Annotated in this window: 21 protein-coding genes and 1 tRNA gene; 16 read left to right on the forward strand and 6 right to left on the reverse strand. The window is 67.7% G+C overall.

What is annotated here, in order from left to right:
- Nucleotides 1–255 precede the first annotated feature (255 nt).
- From clpS to A3ES_RS0112550, 7 genes are all read left to right on the forward strand, one after another.
- The gene (gene clpS, locus A3ES_RS0112520) at nt 256–543 is read left to right on the forward strand and encodes an ATP-dependent Clp protease adapter ClpS (protein ID WP_020387161.1); all 288 of its coding nucleotides are present in this window, start codon (nt 256–258) and stop codon (nt 541–543) included.
- Nucleotides 540–1,091: a DUF2017 domain-containing protein gene (locus A3ES_RS0112525; RefSeq protein WP_020387162.1), complete on the forward strand. Its 552-nt coding sequence runs from the start codon at nt 540–542 to the stop codon at nt 1,089–1,091. The genes clpS and A3ES_RS0112525 overlap by 4 nt, the downstream gene beginning before the upstream one ends.
- A gap of 33 nt (nt 1,092–1,124) precedes the next feature.
- Entirely contained in the window at nt 1,125–4,241 is a 3,117-nt protein-coding gene (gene ileS, locus A3ES_RS0112530) for an isoleucine--tRNA ligase (RefSeq protein ID WP_020387163.1), read from the forward strand.
- 190 nt (nt 4,242–4,431) lie between these two features.
- Entirely contained in the window at nt 4,432–4,626 is a 195-nt protein-coding gene (locus A3ES_RS52520; protein ID WP_026162811.1) for an aldo/keto reductase, read from the forward strand.
- 122 nt (nt 4,627–4,748) lie between these two features.
- Nucleotides 4,749–5,201: a M67 family metallopeptidase gene (locus tag A3ES_RS0112540; protein WP_026162812.1), complete on the forward strand. Its 453-nt coding sequence runs from the start codon at nt 4,749–4,751 to the stop codon at nt 5,199–5,201.
- A gap of 1 nt (nt 5,202) precedes the next feature.
- The gene (locus A3ES_RS0112545) at nt 5,203–5,481 is read left to right on the forward strand and encodes a MoaD/ThiS family protein (RefSeq protein ID WP_020387166.1); all 279 of its coding nucleotides are present in this window, start codon (nt 5,203–5,205) and stop codon (nt 5,479–5,481) included.
- 1 nt (nt 5,482) lies between these two features.
- Nucleotides 5,483–6,430, forward strand: a complete 948-nt coding sequence (locus tag A3ES_RS0112550) for a PLP-dependent cysteine synthase family protein (RefSeq protein WP_020387167.1) — start codon at nt 5,483–5,485, stop codon at nt 6,428–6,430.
- A 49-nt stretch (nt 6,431–6,479) separates the two neighbouring features.
- Here A3ES_RS0112550 and A3ES_RS0112555 read toward each other — a convergent pair whose 3' ends face one another.
- Nucleotides 6,480–6,869: a hypothetical protein gene (locus tag A3ES_RS0112555; RefSeq protein ID WP_237744934.1), complete on the reverse strand. Its 390-nt coding sequence runs from the start codon at nt 6,867–6,869 to the stop codon at nt 6,480–6,482.
- Between the two features lie 153 nt (nt 6,870–7,022).
- Between A3ES_RS0112555 and murI the strand changes: the two genes are divergently transcribed.
- The 5 genes from murI (at nt 7,023) to A3ES_RS47060 (ending at nt 11,148) form a co-directional block, all read left to right on the forward strand.
- Nucleotides 7,023–7,826: a glutamate racemase gene (murI, locus tag A3ES_RS0112560; RefSeq protein ID WP_020387169.1), complete on the forward strand. Its 804-nt coding sequence runs from the start codon at nt 7,023–7,025 to the stop codon at nt 7,824–7,826.
- Nucleotides 7,827–7,983: 157 nt separating this feature from the next.
- Entirely contained in the window at nt 7,984–8,730 is a 747-nt protein-coding gene (locus tag A3ES_RS0112565) for an MBL fold metallo-hydrolase (protein WP_020387170.1), read from the forward strand.
- Nucleotides 8,730–9,392: an alpha/beta fold hydrolase gene (locus A3ES_RS47055; protein ID WP_051084697.1), complete on the forward strand. Its 663-nt coding sequence runs from the start codon at nt 8,730–8,732 to the stop codon at nt 9,390–9,392. The genes A3ES_RS0112565 and A3ES_RS47055 overlap by 1 nt, the downstream gene beginning before the upstream one ends.
- Nucleotides 9,316–9,594 carry an alpha/beta fold hydrolase gene (locus A3ES_RS57030; protein WP_051084698.1) on the forward strand — a complete coding sequence of 93 codons (279 nt, stop codon included), beginning with the start codon at nt 9,316–9,318 and terminating at the stop codon, nt 9,592–9,594. The genes A3ES_RS47055 and A3ES_RS57030 overlap by 77 nt, the downstream gene beginning before the upstream one ends.
- A gap of 132 nt (nt 9,595–9,726) precedes the next feature.
- Nucleotides 9,727–11,148, forward strand: a complete 1,422-nt coding sequence (locus A3ES_RS47060; RefSeq protein WP_020387171.1) for an NB-ARC domain-containing protein — start codon at nt 9,727–9,729, stop codon at nt 11,146–11,148.
- Between the two features lie 31 nt (nt 11,149–11,179).
- Here A3ES_RS47060 and A3ES_RS0112580 read toward each other — a convergent pair whose 3' ends face one another.
- Complete coding sequence (locus A3ES_RS0112580) at nt 11,180–12,358, reverse strand: Gfo/Idh/MocA family protein (protein WP_020387172.1); 1,179 nt, start codon at nt 12,356–12,358, stop codon at nt 11,180–11,182.
- A 145-nt stretch (nt 12,359–12,503) separates the two neighbouring features.
- Here A3ES_RS0112580 and A3ES_RS0112585 point away from each other — a divergent pair, with 145 nt between their 5' ends.
- The 4 genes from A3ES_RS0112585 (at nt 12,504) to A3ES_RS0112600 (ending at nt 15,394) form a co-directional block, all read left to right on the forward strand.
- Nucleotides 12,504–13,370, forward strand: a complete 867-nt coding sequence (locus A3ES_RS0112585; protein ID WP_020387173.1) for an SGNH/GDSL hydrolase family protein — start codon at nt 12,504–12,506, stop codon at nt 13,368–13,370.
- A 119-nt stretch (nt 13,371–13,489) separates the two neighbouring features.
- Nucleotides 13,490–14,206, forward strand: coding sequence for a ribonuclease PH (gene rph / locus A3ES_RS0112590; protein WP_026162813.1), 717 nt, complete (start codon nt 13,490–13,492; stop codon nt 14,204–14,206).
- A complete protein-coding gene (rdgB, locus tag A3ES_RS0112595) occupies nt 14,203–14,808 on the forward strand; it encodes an RdgB/HAM1 family non-canonical purine NTP pyrophosphatase (RefSeq protein ID WP_020387175.1) in 606 nt (201 codons plus the stop codon). The genes rph and rdgB overlap by 4 nt, the downstream gene beginning before the upstream one ends.
- Nucleotide 14,809: 1 nt before the next feature.
- Entirely contained in the window at nt 14,810–15,394 is a 585-nt protein-coding gene (locus A3ES_RS0112600; RefSeq protein WP_020387176.1) for a hypothetical protein, read from the forward strand.
- Nucleotides 15,395–16,029: 635 nt separating this feature from the next.
- Here A3ES_RS0112600 and A3ES_RS0112605 read toward each other — a convergent pair.
- The 4 genes from A3ES_RS0112605 to A3ES_RS0112620 form a co-directional block, all read right to left on the reverse strand.
- A tRNA-Leu gene (locus tag A3ES_RS0112605) sits at nt 16,030–16,110 on the reverse strand.
- A 51-nt stretch (nt 16,111–16,161) separates the two neighbouring features.
- A complete protein-coding gene (locus A3ES_RS0112610; protein ID WP_237744935.1) occupies nt 16,162–17,787 on the reverse strand; it encodes a substrate-binding domain-containing protein in 1,626 nt (541 codons plus the stop codon).
- 338 nt (nt 17,788–18,125) lie between these two features.
- The gene (gene bcp, locus A3ES_RS0112615) at nt 18,126–18,596 is read right to left on the reverse strand and encodes a thioredoxin-dependent thiol peroxidase (protein ID WP_020387178.1); all 471 of its coding nucleotides are present in this window, start codon (nt 18,594–18,596) and stop codon (nt 18,126–18,128) included.
- An 81-nt stretch (nt 18,597–18,677) separates the two neighbouring features.
- Entirely contained in the window at nt 18,678–19,958 is a 1,281-nt protein-coding gene (locus tag A3ES_RS0112620) for an SGNH/GDSL hydrolase family protein (protein ID WP_020387179.1), read from the reverse strand.
- Between the last annotated feature and the right edge of the window lie 61 nt (nt 19,959–20,019).

A 20,019-nucleotide genomic window follows, 5' to 3' on the forward strand; every position in this document is an offset into this window, starting at 1 on the left:
CAGCTCGTAATGGTCCGTCAGCAAGGCTGTCGTAGCGTTCACAGGGGTAAGTGTCCTCTGTCGGCGATTCGTGCACATCTCCGGCGCCCAGGCACGCACCTCGCGGCACCGGCGAAGCATCCACGATGCTCCGCATCGAGGACGCTCCTCCAGCACCGCGATGCACGCACCTGGACACCGGAGCTGAAGCACGAATCGCCGACAGAGGACACTGCCTATTGCGAGCCAAGAACCGATGATGGAGAGAATGGCCAAGTGACCACCGCACCGAGCGAGCTCGAGAGCCCCGAAGTCGACGAGGCGATCGAGTTGAGCCCACCGTGGGTGACCATCGTCTGGAACGACCCGGTGAACCTGATGGACTACGTCACCTTCGTCTTCCAGACCTACTTCGGCTACTCCAAGTCCAAGGCGGAGAAGCTGATGATGCAGGTCCACCAAGACGGTAAGTCGGCCGTGTCCAGCGGCAACCGCGAGGCGATGGAACGCGATGTCGAAGCCATGCACTCCTACGGCCTGTGGGCCACCTGTGAGAAGTCGTGACGAGGTTCCGCAAGCGCAAGAAGACCGTGATCGTCAGCTTCGCCGAGCACGAGGCGGACATCCTGGCGAACCTGCTCCGCAACCTGGTCGAGCTCCTGTACGACGGGATGCCACCGCGCGTGTCGGAGTCGAGCGACCCGCTGGCCGCGTTGCTGGACAACGACGGGCCGACCTCGCCGCCGGAGGACGTAGTACTGCAGCGGCTGCTGCCGGACGCGTACAAGGCCGACGACCAGGCGGCCGGGGAGTTCCGGCGGTTCACCGAGCGCGGGCTGCGGGACAGCAAGGCGTCGGACGCCCGGCGCGTCCTGGCCGCGCTGGAGGAGTCGCCCGAGGACGGGATCCCGCTGGAGGCTGACGACCAGCTCGCCTGGCTGCGTGCCCTGAACGACCTACGGCTCGCGATCGGCACCCGGCTCGACATCAAGGAAGAGGACGACTACAGCGTCTGGGAGAAGCTCCCCGACGACGACCCCCGTCGGCTCACCTATGACCTGTACGACTGGCTCGGTTACCTCCAGTCGGCCCTTCTCCACAATATCCGCTGAAGCCTCCGGGGCAGTTGACCTAGCATCGGCTGGGTGACCTATCCGAAAGCAGCGGGAGACCGGCTGAGCGCCAGCCCGGAGTTCCCGCGGATCGAGGAGCGGGTGCTCTCGTACTGGGAGTCCGATGGGACGTTCCAGGCGTCGGTCGAGCAGCGGCCGGCGGGTCGTGATGGGGCGAACGAGTTCGTCTTCTATGACGGGCCGCCGTTCGCGAACGGGTTGCCGCATTACGGGCATCTGCTGACCGGGTACGTGAAGGACGTCGTACCGCGGTACCAGACGATGCGCGGGCGGCGGGTCGAGCGCCGGTTCGGGTGGGACACGCATGGGCTGCCGGCCGAGCTGGAGGCTCAGCGGGTACTGGGGCTGAAGACGAAGGCCGAGATCCTGGAACTCGGGATCGAGAAGTTCAACGAGACCTGCCGCGCCTCGGTGCTCAAGTACACCGACGAGTGGCAGGCCTACGTCACCCGGCAGGCGCGCTGGGTCGACTTCGGCAACGACTACAAGACGCTCAACCGCGACTACATGGAGTCGGTGATCTGGGCGTTCAAGACCTTGTACGACAAGGGTCTGGTGTACGAGGGCCTGCGGGTGCTGCCGTATTGCTGGAACGATGAGACGCCGCTTTCGAACCACGAATTGCGGATGGACGACGACGTCTACCAGCCGCGGCAGGACCCCTCGATCACCGTCGCGGTGACGCTGGAGACCGGCGAGCGGCTGCTGGCCTGGACGACGACGCCCTGGACGCTGCCGAGCAACCTGGCGATGGCCGTTGCCCCTGACATCGACTATGTCGTCGTGAACGACTCGGAAGGCCGGCCGACGATCCTGGCCGAGGCCCGGCTGGCGGCGTACGGATATGAGGAGGTCATCCGGCGGCTCAAAGGCTCGGACTTGATCGGACTTCGCTACACACCGCTGTTCGACTTCTTCGCCTACACGTCTCGCTGGGGCACTGAGAATGCCTTCCAGGTGATCGCCGCCGAGCATGTGACAACCGAGGACGGCACCGGCGTGGTCCACATGGCTCCTGCCTATGGTGAGGAAGACCAGCTCGCCTGCGACGCGGTCGGCATCCCGACCCTGCTGACGGTCGACGAGGGCGCTCGCTTCACCACGGTGGTTCCGCCGTACGCCGGGCAGCACGTGTTCGACGCGAACCGGCCCATCATCCGTGATCTCACCGCGGCCGGCGCGCTGGTCCGCGAAGACAGCTACGTGCACAGCTACCCGCACTGCTGGCGGTGCCGCAAACCCCTGATCTACAAGGCGGTTTCGAGCTGGTTCGTCGAGGTGACCCGGATCCGGGACCGGATGGTCGAGCTGAACGGGCCGATCACCTGGGTGCCGGAGCACGTGAAGTACGGGCAGTTCGGCAAGTGGCTGGAGAACGCGCGGGACTGGTCGATCAGCCGGAACCGCTTCTGGGGTTCACCGATCCCGGTCTGGCGGTCGGACGACCCGGCGTACCCGCGGATCGACGTGTACGGCTCGGTCGAGGAGCTGGAGCGGGACTTCGGCGTCGCCGTACCGGATCTGCACCGGCCGTTCATCGACGAGCTGACCAGGCCGAATCCGGATGATCCGACGGGCAAGTCGGTGATGCGGCGGGTTCCCGACGTCCTGGACGTGTGGTTCGACTCGGGATCGATGAGTTTCGCGCAGGTGCACTATCCGTTCGAGAACACGGACTGGTTCGAGCATCACTTCCCGGGCGACTTCATCGTCGAGTACATCGGCCAGACTCGCGGCTGGTTCTACACCATGCATGTCCTGTCGACCGCGTTGTTCGACCGGCCGGCGTTCTCGTCGTGTCTTTCGCACGGGATCGTGCTGGGCAGCGACGGGCAGAAGATGAGCAAGTCGCTGCGGAACTACCCCGATGTACGGGAGGTGTTCGATCGCGACGGCGCGGACGCGATGCGCTGGTTCCTGATGTCGAGCCCGATCCTGCGCGGCGGCAACCTGGTCGTCACCGAGCAGGGCATCCGCGACGGCGTACGGCAGGTGATGATCCCGCTGTGGAACGCCTGGTACTTCTTCGGGCTCTACGCGAACGCGGCCGATGCCTCAGCTTCGTGGTCGGCTTCGTCCGAGGTGGAGCTCGATCGGTATCTGCTGGCGCGGTTGCGGGTGTTCGCCGGCGAGATGCGTGAGCGGCTGGATCGGTACGACATCGCGTCGGCGTGTGAGTCCGTCGTCAGCTATCTGGAGGTGCTGACGAACTGGTACATCCGGCGGTCGCGGGAGCGCTTCTGGGACGACAAGGGCTCGACGTTCCAGGACGCGCTGAACACGCTCTACACGGCACTCGAGGTGGTCACCCGGACGGTGGCGCCGCTGCTGCCGTTGACGGCTGAGGAGATCTGGCGCGGGCTGACGGGCGGGCGCTCGGTGCATCTGACCGACTGGCCGTCGGTTGATGACCTTCCCTCGGATGATGCGTTGGTGCGGCGGATGGAGCGGGTGCGTGAGGTCTGCTCGGTCGCCTCTGGGCTTCGCAAGGCGGAGAGGATTCGCGGCCGCCAGCCGTTGCGCATGATGACGGTTGCCACTGCTGATGCGAAGGCGTTGGAGGCGTTGGTGCCGATCCTCCGGGCGGAGGTCAACGTGCAGGTCGTAGTACTGGCCTCGGTCGACGAAGTGGATGCGCCGGTTTCGCAGAAGCTGACGGTGAACGCGCGCGCGGCCGGGCCGCGGCTGGGGCGCGACGTACAGGCGGTCATCAAGGCGTCGAAGGGTGGTGACTGGTCGGTCTCCGCGTCCGGCGAGGTCGTTGCCGGGGGCATCGCTTTGCAGGAGGGCGAGTACACGCTGGAGACCACGCTCGCGGATGGTGGTGCTGGTGAGGGCCGGACGGCGAGTGGCTTGCTCTCCGACGGCGGCTTCGTGGTGCTGGACCTCGAGATCACCCCGGAACTGGAGCGCGAAGGGATCGCGCGGGACGTGATCCGCTCCGTCCAGCAGGCCCGCCGCGACGCGGGCCTGGACATCACCGACCGCATCACCTTGCAGCTAGCGGCTGACGCCATCACCCGAGAGGCGATCGAAGAGCACCGGACGACGCTGATGGCCGAAACGCTGGCCGTGACGATCGAGCTAGCCGAAGGCGATGCTCTCGCAGTGACGCTGGCCAAGGCCTGAGCGCCTGACCAACACTCTGTGCTCATTCGCCCCCCTTTTCACCCCTCTGAAGCTGGGTCGGTCAGGCCCACCGCAACTACAACCGCAAGGGCGAGGCCTTCGACGTCGGCGAGACCTTCTCCGGCGTCGACTTCAGCACCGGCCTGGAGCCGTCAAACGCCTCATCCCGCTCGTCCCGGCCGGCGCCACGATGGCCCAGTTCGCCCTCCGCTGGATCCTCGACCAGCCCGGCGTCACCGTCGTCATCCCCGGCGCCCGCAACCCCACCCAGGTAGCCGGCAACATCGGCGCAGCCACCCTGACCCCCCTCACCGAAGCCGACCTGAAGGTCGTCCAAACCGTGTACGACGAACTAATCCGCCCCCAGCTCCACACCCGCTGGTAGCCGGCCCTCCGCAGCCGGGGATGGCTAGCCGACCCCCGGCGGCTACTCTCCGAAACCATCCACGATGTGGACGGAGCCTTCTGGTGGCAGGGTCGGGTTTGGCGGGCCACTACCGTGGAGGCGTGCTCATCATTGACTCGGTTACGTATGACGCGATCGTGGCGCATGCGCGTCGGGATCACCCGGATGAGGCTTGTGGGGTGGTCGCCGGGCCGGAGAACTCGGATCGGCCGGAGCGGTTCATCCCGATGCTGAACGCGGCGATGTCGCCGACGTTCTACGAGTTCGACTCCGGGGATCTGTTCCGGCTGTACAAGGAGATGGACGAGCGCGACGAAGTACCGGTCGTGATCTACCACTCGCACACGGCCACCGAGGCCTATCCGTCGCGGACCGACATCAACCTGGCCCAGGAGCCGGGCGCGCACTACGTGCTCGTCTCCACCCGCGACGGCGCGGACTCGCCGTCGTACGACGGGCCGGTGGAGTTCCGGTCGTACCGGATCATCGACGGCGCGGTCACCGAAGAAGAGGTCAAGGTCGTGGCGGACTACAGCAACCAAGGAGACAACTGATATGGCGATCGAGCTTCGCGTCCCGACCATCCTGCGCACCTACACCGCGGGCGAGAAGGCGGTGAAGGGCGACGGCAGCACGCTGGCCGAGTTCATCGACAACGTGAACGGTACGCACCCGGGCCTGAAGGAGCGGATCGTGGAGGGTGAGCCGGAGGAGCTGCGCCGGTTCGTCAACGTCTACGTGAACGACGAGGACGTCCGGTTCACCGGCGGCCTGCAGACCGGCGTCAAGGACGGCGACGTCGTCGTCGTGCTGCCCGCGGTGGCCGGCGGCTGACATGCGTTTCGACAGCCTGCTCGACTCCGTCGGCGGTACGCCGCTGGTCGGTCTGCCGAAGCTGTCGCCGTCGGGTGACGTGCGGTTGTGGGCCAAGATGGAGGACCACAACCCGACCGGGTCGATCAAGGACCGGGCGGCGCTGCGGATGCTGCTGGACGCCGAGAAGGACGGCCGGCTCCGGCCGGGCAACACCATTCTCGAGCCGACCTCGGGCAACACCGGCATCTCGCTGGCGATGGCGGCCAAGCTGCGCGGGTACCGGATGGTCTGTGTGATGCCGGAGAACACCTCTGCGGAGCGCCGGCAGATCCTGCGGATGTGGGGCGTGGAGATCATCTCCTCGCCGGCCGCGGGTGGTTCGAACGAGGCTGTCCGGGTGGCCAAGCAGGTCGCCGAGGAACACCCGGACTGGGTGATGCTCTACCAGTACGGAAACCCGTCGAACGCGGCAGCGCACTACGACGGCACGGCGCGCGAGATCCTCACCGACCTGCCGTCGGTGACGCACTTCGTCGCCGGGCTCGGGACGACCGGCACGCTGATGGGGGCCGGCCGGTTCTTCCGCGAGCACAAGCCCGAAGTACGGATCGTCGCCGCCGAGCCGCGGTACGGCGAACTGGTCTACGGGTTGCGCAACCTGGATGAGGGCTTTGTCCCTGAGCTGTACGACGCCACGCTGATCGACGCGCGCTTCTCGGTGGGCCCGCGCGACGCCGTACGCCGGGTCCGCGAACTGCTCGACAACGAGGGCATCTTCGCCGGCATCTCCACTGGCGCGATCCTGCATGCGGCCCTTGGGCAGGCGGCCAAGTGCATCCGAGACGGGGAGTCCGCGGACATCGCGTTCGTAGTCGCCGATGGCGGCTGGAAGTACCTGTCCACCGGCGCCTACGAAGGCACCATCGACGAAGCGGAAGACCGCCTCGAAGGCCAGCTCTGGGCCTAGTCCGGCGCGGTCCGGCGCCACAGCGGGGAATTGCCGTGGCGCCGGCCGTTTACGTCTTGAAGAGCACTTTGCGTCCTAGTCGGGGATGGACGCCGCGGCCCTTGCAGCTGCTGCAAGGACGCTGGGCGTAGCTGAAGATCGTGCCGTGGTGCCGGCCGGCGCCCTTGCAGCGATTGCACTTGGCATTCGGGTGCAGGGACAACGACACGACGTACACGGCGAAGACCGCGAGTGCGAGGAGCAGGAGCATGCCGGTCGGTCCCAGCGTCGACGCGATCTCGGCGCTGGTGCTGGGCGTGTTCGTCTCCACAGCCTGACCGGCGGCAGAGCCTGCCGCCGCGGCATTGCTGGGGTGCGGATTCGGTGCGTCGGTGGAGGTGAAAGCCACCGCGATCTGGACCACCAGGTTCATGGCATCGCTGGGGGCGGTTGGAAACACATTCGATAAGAGTGGCTCGCGTCACGTCACAATGCAATTCCTGAGAGTAAAGATGTGGATAACTCCGGCGTGTCGTTCTGCATACTCAGGTAAGCCTTACTTCAGCTCTGCCCGTTACCGGTCTTTCCGCACTCGCGAGTTAGAGTTCGGATCGTGGCAGACGCACCGATCGGCATCTTCGACTCAGGGTTCGGCGGGCTCACAGTGACGCGGTCGGTGCTCGACCAGCTGCCGCACGAGCCGATCCTGTACCTGGGCGACACGGCCCGCCAGCCGTACGGCCCGAAACCGATCGCGGAGGTCCGCGAGTACGCGCTCGAATGCCTGGACCACCTGGTCGAAGCCGGCGTCAAGATGCTCGTCATCGCCTGCAACTCGGCCAGCGCCGCCATGCTCAGAGACGCCCGCGAGCGGTACGACGTACCGGTGGTCGAGGTGATCCTGCCGGCTGCACGCCGTGCCGTCGCGGCGACCCGCAATCAACATGTCGGCGTGATCTGCACGAAGGCGACGGCGACATCACTGGCGTACGAGGACGCGTTCGCCGCTGCCCCGCAAGTGCAGCTGCTGACCCAGGCGTGCCCGAGTTTCGTGGAATTCGTGGAGGCCGGGGTGACGTCCGGGCCGGAGTTGCTCGCGGCCGCTCACGAGTACTTCGATCCGCTGATCGAGGCCGAGGTCGACACGCTCATCCTCGGCTGCACCCATTACCCCTTGCTGACCGGCGTGATCTCGTACGTGATGGGTGACAACGTCACCCTCGTCAGCAGCGCGGAGGAGTGCGCCAAGGACGTCTACGGCGTGCTCACCAAGAGCGGCCTGCTCCGCCCCGACGACCTCCCGGCCCCCCGGCACCGCTTCGTGACCACCGGCAACCCGGCGGAATTCGCGGCGATCGGTTCGCGCTTCCTCGGCCCGGTCATCTCAGGAGTAGACCAGTTCGCCTGGGTCCGCTGACCGCTGGCCACTGTATTCCGGCTCGGTACGGATGTTGTCCATGGCACCGGACCGGACCGTGATGTGCCCGAAATCATAAGCAGGCAACTGGATCAGCTCTTCGCCGACGCCACCTCGTTTCCTGCAAAGTCGTCAACCCGCCGGTAATGTTCAAGGTATGAAGCTCACTGTGCTCGGCTGCTCCGGGTCCGTCCCCGGTCCAGACTCCCCTGCCTCGAGCTATCTGGTCACCGCCGACGGATTCCACCTCGTCCTCGACCTCGGAAGCGGCGCGCTGGGCGCGCTGCAAAGACACCTGTCCGTGCCGGAGATCGGCGCGATCACCCTGTCCCACCTGCATCCCGACCACTGCATGGATCTGTGCGGCCTGTACGTCGCGGCGAAGTACTCGCCGTCCTCGCCCTTGCCCAGGATCCCCGTCTACGGCCCGCCGGGCGCCGCCGAGCGGATGGCGCTTGCCTACGACCTCCCGCTGGATCCGGGGATGGAAGAGGAGCTGGAGTTCCATACCTGGCAGGAGATCCAGCAGATCGGGCCGTTCACCGTGCGCACCACCCAGATGGTGCACCCCGTTCCGGCGTACGCGATCCGCGTTGAGCACGGCAACAAGTCACTGGTCTACTCCGGCGACACCGGCCCGAACGATCGCCTGATCGAGCTGGCCCGCGGCACCGACCTGATGCTGTGCGAGGCCGCGCTGCGCGACGACGACCCGAACAACCCGCCCGACCTCCACCTCACCCCCGCCGACGCCGGCGAGCACGCCAAACGCGCCGGCGCGAAACGCCTCGTCATCACCCACGTCCCGCCCTGGTTCAACCGCGAGACCCAGGCGATAGGTGCCCGGCGCACCTACCCCGGCGAAGTCCTGATCGCCACGCCCAACGCAACCTTCGACATCTGATGGACCTGGTCCGCCTGTCCGACGGGATCCGTCTGCGCACCTGGACAACCGGTACTGCGACCGCGGCGCCGCCGGTGATCCTGTTGCACGGCGGGCCAGGGCTGTGGGACTACCTTGCACCGGTGGCCTCGATGCTGGCCGACCTGACCGTCGTGCACCGGTTCGACCAACGCGGATGCGGTGGCTCGGACCCGTCGGACGACCAGACGATGCGGCGCCACCAGGACGACATCGAGGAACTCCGCCGCTACTGGGGACACGAGCAGGTCGTTGTCATCGGCCACTCTTTCGGCGCGAAGTTGGCGTTGACGTATGCCGCTGCCTATCCGACGCACGTTGCCAAGGTCGGTCACTTCAGTGGGGTCGGCCTCGGTGACTGGCGTACGCCGTACTACGAGGAGCGCGCGCGACGGATGACGTCTGAGCAACTCGCGCGCCTGACCGCCTTGCAGACCTCTGACCGGGGCGGTGGGGTGGGGGCTGAAACAGCAGAGCGATCGCCGGAGGAGGAGACGGAGTTCCGGGCGTTGTCGTGGTTCACGGATCATGTTGATCGCGAGCACGCCTGGCAGTGGGCGTTGGAGGATGCGGCCGTCCCGCACGCTCAACTTCGACGCCAACCAAGCGCTCACCGCCGAGACCGGCTCGTGGTCCGACGATGAGCTGGCAAGCCTGGTGGCCGGCTTGCCGATGCCAGTCTGGTTCGTGCACGGCACGGGCGATCCGCGCCCTGCGAGCGCAGTACAGGCTCTTGCTCAGCACGTCCCCGACCACGAGCTGCGCTTGATCGAAGGAGCCGGCCACTCACCGTGGCGCGAGCAGCCGACCGCTTTTCGTCAAGTACTAAAGGAGTTCCTGGCCTAGTACCGGCTCAACCCTCGGGCAGTGGCTGGGTGCGCAGGGCAATTCCGGACGAATCCGGAAGCCGGGGCACCCATATCGCAGCGCCACGGCGTCGTACAGCTTGAGTGCTGTTCGTGACGAGGGGGAGACCGCATGGATGACAGTCCGCATCATCGACGGCCTGGCCTGGAAGCACCGGATCCGGGCGGCGCCAGGAGCCTGGACGAGCTGGTGGAGCGACTCCGGTCGCTGAAGGTGTGGGCCGGCGATCCGTCGTACGGGTCCATCACCGCCCGCATCAACAAGGACTGGAGCGCAGCCGGCCGCCCGGCGGGTGAACTCGCTCGCCGGTCGACTGTCGCGGACTGTTTCAAGCTCGGTCGGCGTCGGGTGAATGCCGAGCTTGCGGTTGCCGTGGTGCGCATCCTGCGGCCGGACAAGGGATACGTGGCGCATTGGCGGCAGGCCTTCCGGGTGGTCGCCGGTGAGGCCGAGGTGGCGGCGCAGGTCCGAGTCCAGGGCGTGCTCCCGGATGATCTGCCCGAGTTCACTGGCCGGAAGCGCGAGCTGGATCGGCTGCGCCAGGCACTGGCCGATGGGCGGCAGCGGGGTGCGGTGGTGATCTCGATCGAGGGCATGGCCGGAGTCGGGAAGACCGAACTCGCTGTTCATGCGGGCCATCTGCTGGCCGCGGCCTTCGACCAGGTCCTGTTCGTGAATCTGCGCGGCTTCGACCCCGGGTGCCCGCCGCAGGCCGATCCGGCTGCGGTGCTGGATGGATTCCTCCGGCTGCTGGGGATGCCCGGCCACAAGATCCCGCACGGTCTTCCGGCCCGGAAGAAGGCCTGTCGTGATCGCCTGGCCGGTCGGAGCACCCTGGTGATCCTGGACAACGCGGCCACCGAGGATCAGGTCGAGCCATTGATCGCGCGGACCCCCGGCTGCCACACCCTGATCACGAGCCGCCGCAACCTCAGCGGCCTGGCCGGCGCGACCCACCTCAGGTTGCCGGTGTTCGACCGGGCGGAGGTCAGGTCTTTCCTGGCCGACGCGTCAGACGAGGTCCCGGTCGGTGCGGACCCGCGCGCCATCGAGCGGATCGCCGAACGCTGCGGCTGCCTGCCGCTGGCCCTCCGGCTGGTCGCCGGCTCCATCCGGTCCATGCCGGGCTGGACGCTGACCGATCACGCCGACCGGCTCGACGAGCGATACCAGGATCGACGGCTGGACACTGGCGTGGAACTCGCCCTCGAGGTGTCGTACCTGCACCTCCCCGCCGACCGGCAACGGCTGTTGCGGCTGGCGGCCCAGCACCCCGGCCAGGAGCTCGACGCGTACGCCGCCGCAGCGATGACCGGCCTGGACTTGCCGGGCGCCCAGGAGCACCTGGACCAACTGCGCCGTGACCATCTGCTCGAGTTGGCCGGACCTGGCAGATACACCTTCCACGACCTGGTACGGGCGTACGCCACTGGCCGGGCCGCGGACGCAGATTCCCCGTCCGAGCGCCGCGCCGCCCTGATCCGCCTGTCCGACCACTACCTGACCACCACGACGGCAGCCCTGCAACTTTGAGGAACCTGCCCTGGGCAGCTAGTGCCCTGCACTAGCGGGTCTGGCCGCGGTCGAAGTACTCGGTCATGGCTGGGGGCAGTGGCGGGATGTCGATCGGGGTGCCGTTGGTGCGGAGGGAGGTGGTTGCGGCGTAGCCGGCGGCTACTGCTGCTCGGGCTGCTATTGGTGACGTCAGGGTGGTGCCGCCGTCGCGGACGAAGCGGACGAACTCGGCTACCAGGCGTGGATCGGCGCCCGCGTGCCCGCCTTCGGCGTCGGGGATCTCGACCACCTGGTCGGCGTCCTCGCGGTAGCCGGACCGCTTGCTGTTCCACACCTTCACGACGCCGCCCGGGCTGTCGCCGAAGTTCTCCAGCCGGCCCGCCGTGCCGATGACCGTGTAGTTGCGCCAGTAGTCCGGCGTGTAGTGGCACTGCTGGTAGGTGAGGAAAACGCCGTTGTCCAGTTGAAGATTCGCCATCGAGAGATCCTCGACATCCATCACCGGCGCCATCCCGGTCTGGGACAGCGGCGGCCAGTTGTCCTCCGACACGAAGTCCGCGAACCGTTGCCCGGAACGATCCTGGCGATCCTCGATCCCGCCGTACACGGTCAGGCCGCCGAGGGCGTTCACCCGCGTCGCGTAGCCGCCGGCCAGCCAATGCATCACATCGATGTCGTGGGCACCCTTCTGCAACAGCAGGCTGGTACTGCGCCGGCGGTCCGCGTGCCAGTCCTTGAAGTAGAAGTCGCCGCCATGGCCGACGAAGTGCCGGCACCAGATCGCCTTCACCTCACCGATCGCGCCCGACTGGATCAGTTCCCGCATCGTCAGCACGACGGGCATGTGGCGCATGTTGTGCCCGACGTACAGCCGGGTGCCCGTCTCGTATGCCGCCTGCAGCACCCGGTCGCAGCCCGACGTGGTGATCGCCAGCGGTTTCTCCACGAAGACGGCGACACCGGCCCGGAGGAAGTCGATCGCCGGATCCTCGTGCAGGTCGTCCGGCGTGGTGATGAACACGCCGTCCAGCTTCAGGTCGAGCAGTTCGGTGTGATCGGCGTAGGCCTGCGCGTCCGGGTACTCCGCGAGCGCCGCCTGCCGCTGCGCCTCGACGGGGTCACAGACCGCGACGATCCGGGACCCCGCGCTGGGGGAGTGGGCATGCCTGGCCAGCCCGCTCCGGGCGCCGAGCCCCACCACACCGAACCGAAGGTCTTCTGTACTCATGCGAGCGACTCCTGCACGTAGATGATTGCTAAACCCTATGTCTGAACAGTTCCGATCTTCAACACCCCTCTGATCCCGTGGTGTCAACCAAGCGGTCATCTCCGCCTCACGCAGACCTCGGACAGCTGCGTCACCATGACGGAATGTGAGCCTCCACTATGTGGCACTGGGCGACTCGACCACCGTGGGTGTCGGGGACCCGATGAACGGCAGTACGACCGACCTATCCGGTGCCGGTGCACGCCCGGGGGAGGGGTGGCGGGGCTGGGCCTCGCTGCTCGCCGACTCCCTGGGCAGCTCCCACCGTGTGACGTTCTCCAACTTCGCGACCAGCGGGGCGACCGCGCCGCTGGTCGCCGCCAACCAACTCCCGTCGACGGGCGCGGGCCCGATCGACCTCGCCTCCCTGATCGTCGGCGTCAACGACACAATGCGGTCGACCTTCGACGCCGGCCAGATCCGCGACTGTCTCCAGTACTGCGCTGAGCAGTTGACCGGGCGCGGCGCGTTGCTGCTGACCGTCCGCTTCCACGACCACGGCCAGGTGTTCGGCCTGCCGTCATGGTTGCGCCGGCCGCTGTGGCACCGGATCGAGCAGGTCAACACCGTGTACGACGACCTGCACGCGCGATTCGGCGGCATCCGGATCGACATGGCCGACTACCCGGAGGTGTACCGGCGCGACTTCTGGAGCGTCGACCGCCTGCACCCCGGCGAACGCGGCCACCGCCGACTGGCCCGTGCCTTCGCCGACGAGCTGCACCGCCGGGGGCTGCGCATCGCAGTACCGCCAGCTCTGGATTGTGCAGGCCAAGCTCCGTCGAAGTGGGCAGACGCGGTCTGGATGGTCCGCGAAGGCGTCCCCTGGCTGGGCCGCCGAGCCGGCGACCTGACCCCCTGGGCAGCCCGCATGGCCATGTCCATGCTGCACCCGACAACACCTCCACCTGCCGCCCACTGCCCGCTCCCCGCCCACCGCTCGCTCCCCACCCCACCGTCGCTCCAGCGTTAGCCCCTCGCGGCCCCCCGGCGGCATTCGCCTTCCCTCACCCGCCGCCGCGCGGAGCGCGGCGGCGGGGTCTTTGGCCGTCGATGCGGAGGTGCGGCGGGTTCAGGCATAGGGTTTCCGGCATGGCTCGTATTGATGGACGTACTCCTGACCAGCTCCGCCCGGTGACCCTGACGCGGAAGTGGCTCGACCATGCCGAGGGGTCGGTGCTGGTGGAGTTCGGCCGGACCCGGGTGCTCTGCGCGGCCAGCGTCACTGAGGGTGTGCCGCGCTGGCGCAAGGGGTCCGGCCTGGGCTGGGTCAGCGCGGAGTACGCGATGCTGCCGCGGTCCACCAACACGCGCTCCGACCGCGAGTCGGTCAAGGGCCGGATCGGCGGCCGGACGCACGAGATCTCCCGGCTGATCGGCCGTTCGCTGCGCGCGGTGATCGACTACAAGGCCCTCGGCGAGAACACGATCCTGCTGGACTGCGACGTCCTGCAGGCCGACGGCGGCACCCGGACCGCCGCGATCACGGGCGCGTACGTCGCGCTGGCTGACGCTGTCTCCTACCTGCGCGACCGCAGAGCCCTCAAGGGCGAGCCGCTGACCGGCTCGGTCTCCGCGGTGTCGGTCGGTATCATCGACGGCGCCCCGATGCTTGACCTCTGCTACGAGGAGGACGTCCGGGCCGAGACCGACATGAACCTGGTGCTCACCGGCGACGGCAAGTTCATCGAGGTGCAGGGCACGGCCGAGGGCGCGCCGTTCGACCGCAACGAGCTGGACAGCCTGCTCGAGCTCGGTACCGCGGGCTGCGCCGAGCTGACCAAGCTGCAACTGGAGGCACTGGCGTGACCAAGGTGTTGCTTGCCTCGAACAACAAGAAGAAGCTCGAGGAGCTCCAGCGCATCCTCGCGCCGATCGTCCCCGGCATCGAGGTGCTCGGGCTGGCCGACGTACCGGCGTACGAGGAACCGGCCGAGACCGAGCCGACCTTCGAGGGCAACGCGCTGCTGAAGGCGCGCGCGGCACTGGCGGCGACCGGGTTGCCGTCCATCGCGGACGACAGCGGGATCTGCGTCGACGCGCTGAACGGGATGCCCGGCGTCCTGTCGGCGCGCTGGGCGGGACCGGCCAAGGACAACCACGCGAACAACATGCTGCTGCTCGGCCAGCTGGAGGACGTACCGGACGAGCGCCGCGGCGCGTACTTCGTGGCCGCGGTCGCGTTCGTGCGGCCGGCGGCGGAAGACGTGATCCTGCGCGGCGAGATGCACGGCTCGGTGATCCGCGAACTGCGGGGCACCGGCGGGTTCGGGTACGACGTGCTCTTCCAGGCCGACGGGTACGACGTGACCACGGCCGAGTTGTCGATCGAGGAGAAAGACGCGATCAGCCACCGCGGTAGGGCGTTGCGCGAACTGGCGCCGATCGTGGCAAAAGCACTGGAGGCCTGACATGTTGTTCGCTGGACCAGATCGTGACGGCGTCGCCGAGGGCCGGATCACCGCGGCGTACCGGCGGTGGGCCGAGGCGCGCGTCGTCGAGGGCCGGATCTACCGCACCAACGCCGGCCGGATCGAGATCGACAGCGTCCGGCAGGTCAACCCGGAACTGGTCTCCGACTACGACGACGACATTTTCGCCGCCGACCGCCAAAACGCCAAAGACGTCCGCCGACGGCTGCGCGGCAACGAGGACTGGCCCACATTCCTGATCAAGTTCCACCTGGTCGAGGGTCCTGATCCGCGCGAGGAACTGGCCGCTACGGCAGAGCTTACGGTCGAGGACCTCGAAGACCTCCGCACCAAACTCGCGAAGCTCGACGAGCTGAGCCGGCACGGCGCCTGGACCACGGACACCCTCAAGAAGATCCAGTCGAAGCCCGCCACCCGCGCGGGCGACTTGGCCGCGGACTTCGGCCGCGACACCGCGGCCTTCAAACTAGACGTCCGCAAACTGAAAAACCTGGGCCTCACCTACAGCCTCGAAACCGGCTACGAACTCTCGCCTCGAGGCAAGGCCTACCTCGACTCCCTCTGACGGTACGACGCCCCACGCACCTCCTCCGTCGGTGCTCCCACGCACCTCCTCCGTCGGTGCTCCCACGCACCTCCTCCGTCGGTGCTCCCGCCCGCCACCCACAGACTTTGGGCACCCGCCAGCCACCTACCCGCCAGTACGACGACCAGCCGGTGCTCAAGGTCGCCCCACTCCGGCTCACCCGCCTTCCGGTCGCTGCCCCCGATTCGCAGGGAGATCTGGGGAGGCTTTTGCGCCCGGATCCAGCCAAAATCCTCCTCGGATCCAGCGAAAATCCTCCCCAACCCCCAACCCGCGCCACCGGGCAGTGAGTAGCCGGCCGCGCCCGCCCTCACCCGCCGCCCATCTGCCGGCCCGGGGCGGCGACCCGTTGGCCTGGGATCTGGCTGCGCCAGCGGACAGCTCGCCGGACCATCCCGGGAAGGGGCGCGGGGACTGCCCGATGCGGGTCGGCAGGCGTGAGGTGTCGACACGCTCCTCCGCGACCCCGGTCGGGTTGCCGTCGGGTGTCGCCAGCAGATGCTGGCGCAACTGGCCGCGCCGAACCCGGCAGGCGAGCGGCGACGGAGTAGCCGCGGACAAGGGTGGGCGGGAGCACCGACGCAGGAGGTGCGTGGGGCGTAGTACGAAGCGTGTGCCAGAGGCGGGACTTGAACCCGCACGCCCGGGGGCACCGGCACCTAAAGCCGGCGTGTCTGCCATTCCACCACTCTGGCGAGGGAGGATCGGCGTCCCCCTAAGAAACATCTTAGGGGGACGCCGATCTCTCAGCGGCTCTGCAGGGCGCTGATGAAGACGTCGCGCAGGTCCGAGGGGTTCTTGGCAACGTAGCTTTGACCGCCGGTTGCCTGGGCGAGCTGACGGAGCTCGTTGGCGTCGGCGTCCGGGCCCATACCGAGGGCGATGATCCGGACCGGGCGGGCCGGGTCGCGCAGGCCTTCCAGGGTCTGCACGGCTTTGGCCAGGCTGAGGCTGCCCGGGTCGTCGTTCTTGCCGTCGGTGAAGAGCAGGACGGCGTTCACAGCACTCGAGTCGTAGCTGCTGCGGACCGCCTGAACGGCGGCGATGGCGCTGTCGTACAGACCGGTGCCACCACCCTTGATCGGTTTCTGCACCACGAGGTTCGCGGTGATCTTCTGCCGCTGGGCAGCAGTCAGCTTGCCGATCGGGACGACCTCCCGGAAGTCGGCACCCAGCGGCCCGATCTTCGTCGAGAACGTCCACAGGCCGAGTGCCGCGTTGTCCGGGAACAGCCGCAGGCCGCCGACCGCAGCTTCGATGGTGAGCTGCATCCGGGTCTTGCCGCCGACCACCTCGGCCATCGAGCCGGAGACGTCGACCACTGCCAGCGAGTGCGCCGACAGGGACAGCCGGGTCCAGCTCAGCAGCGTCTTGTTGACGGCCACCGCGGACGGTGCGGTGAGCCTGGTGATCGTTCCGACGCCGCGTCCGCCGCCGAGCTCGCTGGTCAGCGGGTCCCGGAAGCCGGCATCGTCGCGCGCCGTGCCGGCCGCGTTGGAGATCAGTTCCGCCGCGAGCGCCTTGCCCGCGTCGGAGAACACCTCGTCGTTCGACTGCGCGGTCACCACGACCGGGTAGTCGAGCAGCAACGTGCCGGTCCGCGGCACGATCGCCTTCAGTTCGGAGTCGGGGTGCTCGTCCTGGTACTTGACGAAACTCTGTTCCGAGGCCGGTACGACGAGTCCGCTGCCGGCCTGACCAGCCCGGCTGAACAGCCCGTTCACGTCGGTGTACGGCTTGGCCATCGAGCCGAGCTTCTGTGCCGTCGGTACGACGACCGCCGCCACCTGGTTGTCGGTGGCTGAGGTCTTCTGCCGCTCGGCCTGGATGGCCAGCAGCGCCAGCGCACCGGGCGACTGGCTCAACGGGTCGAGCAGGGCCGGCTGGGCCCTCGAGAACATGCCCAGCCAGGACGAAGTGTCGGCGAAGTTGTCCGATCGGCCGACGAGTACCAGGGGTGAGGTCGCGATCGAAGGAACGGCGATCGTCGGGACCTTCTGGCCGTCATCGGCCTGAGCCACCCACAACGACGAGTCCGGTACCCACAGGTCGGGCCGGTTGTCGGTGCTGCCGGCGACGTCCTTGGCCACCTTGGCCGACGGCGCCGCGCTGATGGTGAACTGCAGACAAGCGGTGCTGTCGTCCTTCTTGGCCGCCAGCGACTTGGCCGCTGACTCCAGCAGAGGTTGAACCTCGGGCGTCGTGCTGAGCCGGATCTGGGTCGGGTCGTCACATGACTTCCCACCCAGGAACCCGTCGGCACCCGATTCCGATCCGAAGGAGCGGACCACAAACACGGCGCCCAATGACAGCACCAGTAGGCCGACGGCGGTCAGATACACCGGACGCCGGTTGTTGTTACTTTTCGTCACCGCAGAGGAGTGTTTTCCCATCGCGGCAGGTCCCTCCCTCCCAGAGGCAGACTGCGCGCGCAGATTACCCGGTTTGCACTGGTCAGGGCCAAGAGCGCTGCCGGTGTTGATGCCGTGGACGGAGGGTTGCAAATGATCGCCGGACGCACATCCCGTACCGCTTGTCCCCACCAGGCCCGGAAATGTCACTCAGAGTAGCGATGCCGCTCCGGTCAGGTGAGATCGGAGTGTGATCCAAATCACATTTCGACTTTGCTCAAACGACCGTTGCATGGACCAGGGTTTATGAAACGGTCGAGGGTTTCCCTTCGCCCCTTGTCCTGACAACAACGAGACGGTCAGTCAAGCCCGAGATCGCGGCGCAGCTTGGCGACGTGCCCGGTGGCCTTCACGTTGTACTGCGCGACCGCGATCTTGCCGTCCGGGTCGATCACGAAGGTCGACCGGATCACCCCGGTCACCTTCTTGCCGTACATCGTCTTCTCCCCGAAGGCGCCGTACGCCATCAGCACGGTCTTGTCCGGGTCGCTCAGCAGCGGGAAGGTCACCCCGTCGCGCTCGCGGAACTTCGCCAGCTTGGCCGGCTTGTCCGGCGAGACTCCCAGTACGGCGTACCCGTGGGCCTGCAGCGAGTCGAGCGAGTCGCGGAAGTCGCAGGCCTGCTTGGTGCAGCCCGGCGTCATCGCGGCCGGGTAGAAGTACACGATCACGCTCTTGCCGCGCAGCGAGGTCAGCGAGACGTCGGCGCCATCGGCGTCGGGAAGGGTGAACTCGGGTGCGGGGTCGCCGACGGACAGACGTTCGGACATCAGGTGCCCTCCACGGACGGATCGGGTGATTGTCCGACATTCTGCCGTACGTCGCCGACAGTTCCCCAAGGGCCCGGAAGGTCAGAGCCCGGCGAGGTCGACCGCCTCGGCCATCGCGCGGTAGCCGGCCTCGTTCGGATGCAGATGGTCACCGCTGTCGTACTGCGTCGCGAGGCGGCTCGGGTCGGTCGGATCAGCCAGAGCAGCGGCGAAGTCGGCGACGGCGTCGAACTCGCCACCGGTGCGGATCCAGGTGTTCACGGCCGCCCAGATCCGCTCGCTGCGGTCGGTGTGGACCTCGGCGCCACGGAACGGCGGCAGGGTGACTCCGACGACACGGATCCCGCGCGTTCGGGCGTTCCGGATGAGGCTGCGATAGCCGGTGATGAGCTGCTCGGGAGTGATCTCCGGGTTCGGGATCGTGCAGGGCGTCGGCGCGACTTCGGGGTAGCCGAGGTCGTTGATGCCCAGCAGGACGAGCGCGGTCCTGACGCCGGGCTGGCTCAGCACGTCACGGTGGAACCGGACCAGGCCAGGTTCGCCGAAACAGGCCGACTCGGTCAGCAGCCGGTTACCGCCGAGACCGGCATTGAGAACCGGCATCGGGCGGCCCGCGACAGCAAGTCGCGCGGCCAGCAGATCCGGGTACCGCCCGCCGGGCGTAGCGCGGTATCCATTCGTGATCGAGTCCCCGAAGGCCACCACCGAGCCGGCACCCGCTGCGATCGTGTCCACGCCGGCCAGGAAGTACCAGCTACCACTGCTCTCCCGGTACGCCGACCCGGTGGTCGCCGCTCGCTGGTCGCCCGCCGCCCGGTACGACGCTCCAGCCGCGCCGAACTCATGGAAGGTGGCCGGCCCGGTCGCATCGGCGAAGTACAGCGTCACCGCGACCCGGGTCCCGCTGGCCACACCGGGCAGGGCGACGGCATCGCTGGCGACCTGGGCGCCGACAGGAACGCTGACCGACTCGGCTCCCCGGAACCGCACCGGTCGCAGCGACCCCGCCTCGACAGCCGCCCCCTGTGCAGCCTTGGCCACGCTCGCACCGGTCAACCTGAGAGCCCGGTCGCCGTACTGGTTACTGACCCGGATCCGGAGCTGGGCACCGCCCGCGGTGAGCCGGACGACCTGTCGCACCGACTGAGCTGCGAATCCCTGCTGAGACCAGTTCGCACTCGGCTGCTGCATCGCCGTCAGCCACGCAGCCCGCCAGTTGCCGGTCGGCCCCTCACCCAGCCACGTGGAGGTCGGACCCGATAGCTGCCAGGCCGCGGCTGGGGTGAGAGCCACCTGTGCCACCACTGCGCCTACCAGTGCCAGCAACCCGGCAACACCGAACCAGCTACGCCGAACTCGCATTCCAGTTCCCTTTCGTTGTTATCCCGAGCCAGATGCGAGAAAGGCGGCCGAAGTTAGGCCT

It is taken from the genome of Kribbella catacumbae DSM 19601, from assembly GCF_000372465.1.
GTDB lineage: Bacteria > Actinomycetota > Actinomycetes > Propionibacteriales > Kribbellaceae > Kribbella > Kribbella catacumbae.

Bases quoted from the DNA above. Each gene is read 5' to 3' on its own strand.
- A3ES_RS52520 (WP_026162811.1), top strand. From the start codon at position 4,432: ATGGCCCAGTTCGCCCTCCGCTGGATCCTCGACCAGCCCGGCGTCACC.
- A3ES_RS0112545 (WP_020387166.1), top strand. From the start codon at position 5,203: ATGGCGATCGAGCTTCGCGTCCCGACCATCCTGCGCACCTACACCGCG.
- A3ES_RS0112550 (WP_020387167.1), top strand. From the start codon at position 5,483: ATGCGTTTCGACAGCCTGCTCGACTCCGTCGGCGGTACGCCGCTGGTC.
- A3ES_RS0112565 (WP_020387170.1), top strand. From the start codon at position 7,984: ATGAAGCTCACTGTGCTCGGCTGCTCCGGGTCCGTCCCCGGTCCAGAC.
- A3ES_RS47055 (WP_051084697.1), top strand. From the start codon at position 8,730: ATGGACCTGGTCCGCCTGTCCGACGGGATCCGTCTGCGCACCTGGACA.
- A3ES_RS57030 (WP_051084698.1), top strand. From the start codon at position 9,316: ATGCGGCCGTCCCGCACGCTCAACTTCGACGCCAACCAAGCGCTCACC.
- A3ES_RS47060 (WP_020387171.1), top strand. From the start codon at position 9,727: ATGGATGACAGTCCGCATCATCGACGGCCTGGCCTGGAAGCACCGGAT.
- A3ES_RS0112580 (WP_020387172.1), bottom strand. From the start codon at position 12,358: ATGAGTACAGAAGACCTTCGGTTCGGTGTGGTGGGGCTCGGCGCCCGG.
- rph (WP_026162813.1), top strand. From the start codon at position 13,490: ATGGCTCGTATTGATGGACGTACTCCTGACCAGCTCCGCCCGGTGACC.
- A3ES_RS0112600 (WP_020387176.1), top strand. From the start codon at position 14,810: ATGTTGTTCGCTGGACCAGATCGTGACGGCGTCGCCGAGGGCCGGATC.
- bcp (WP_020387178.1), bottom strand. From the start codon at position 18,596: ATGTCCGAACGTCTGTCCGTCGGCGACCCCGCACCCGAGTTCACCCTT.
- A3ES_RS0112620 (WP_020387179.1), bottom strand. From the start codon at position 19,958: ATGCGAGTTCGGCGTAGCTGGTTCGGTGTTGCCGGGTTGCTGGCACTG.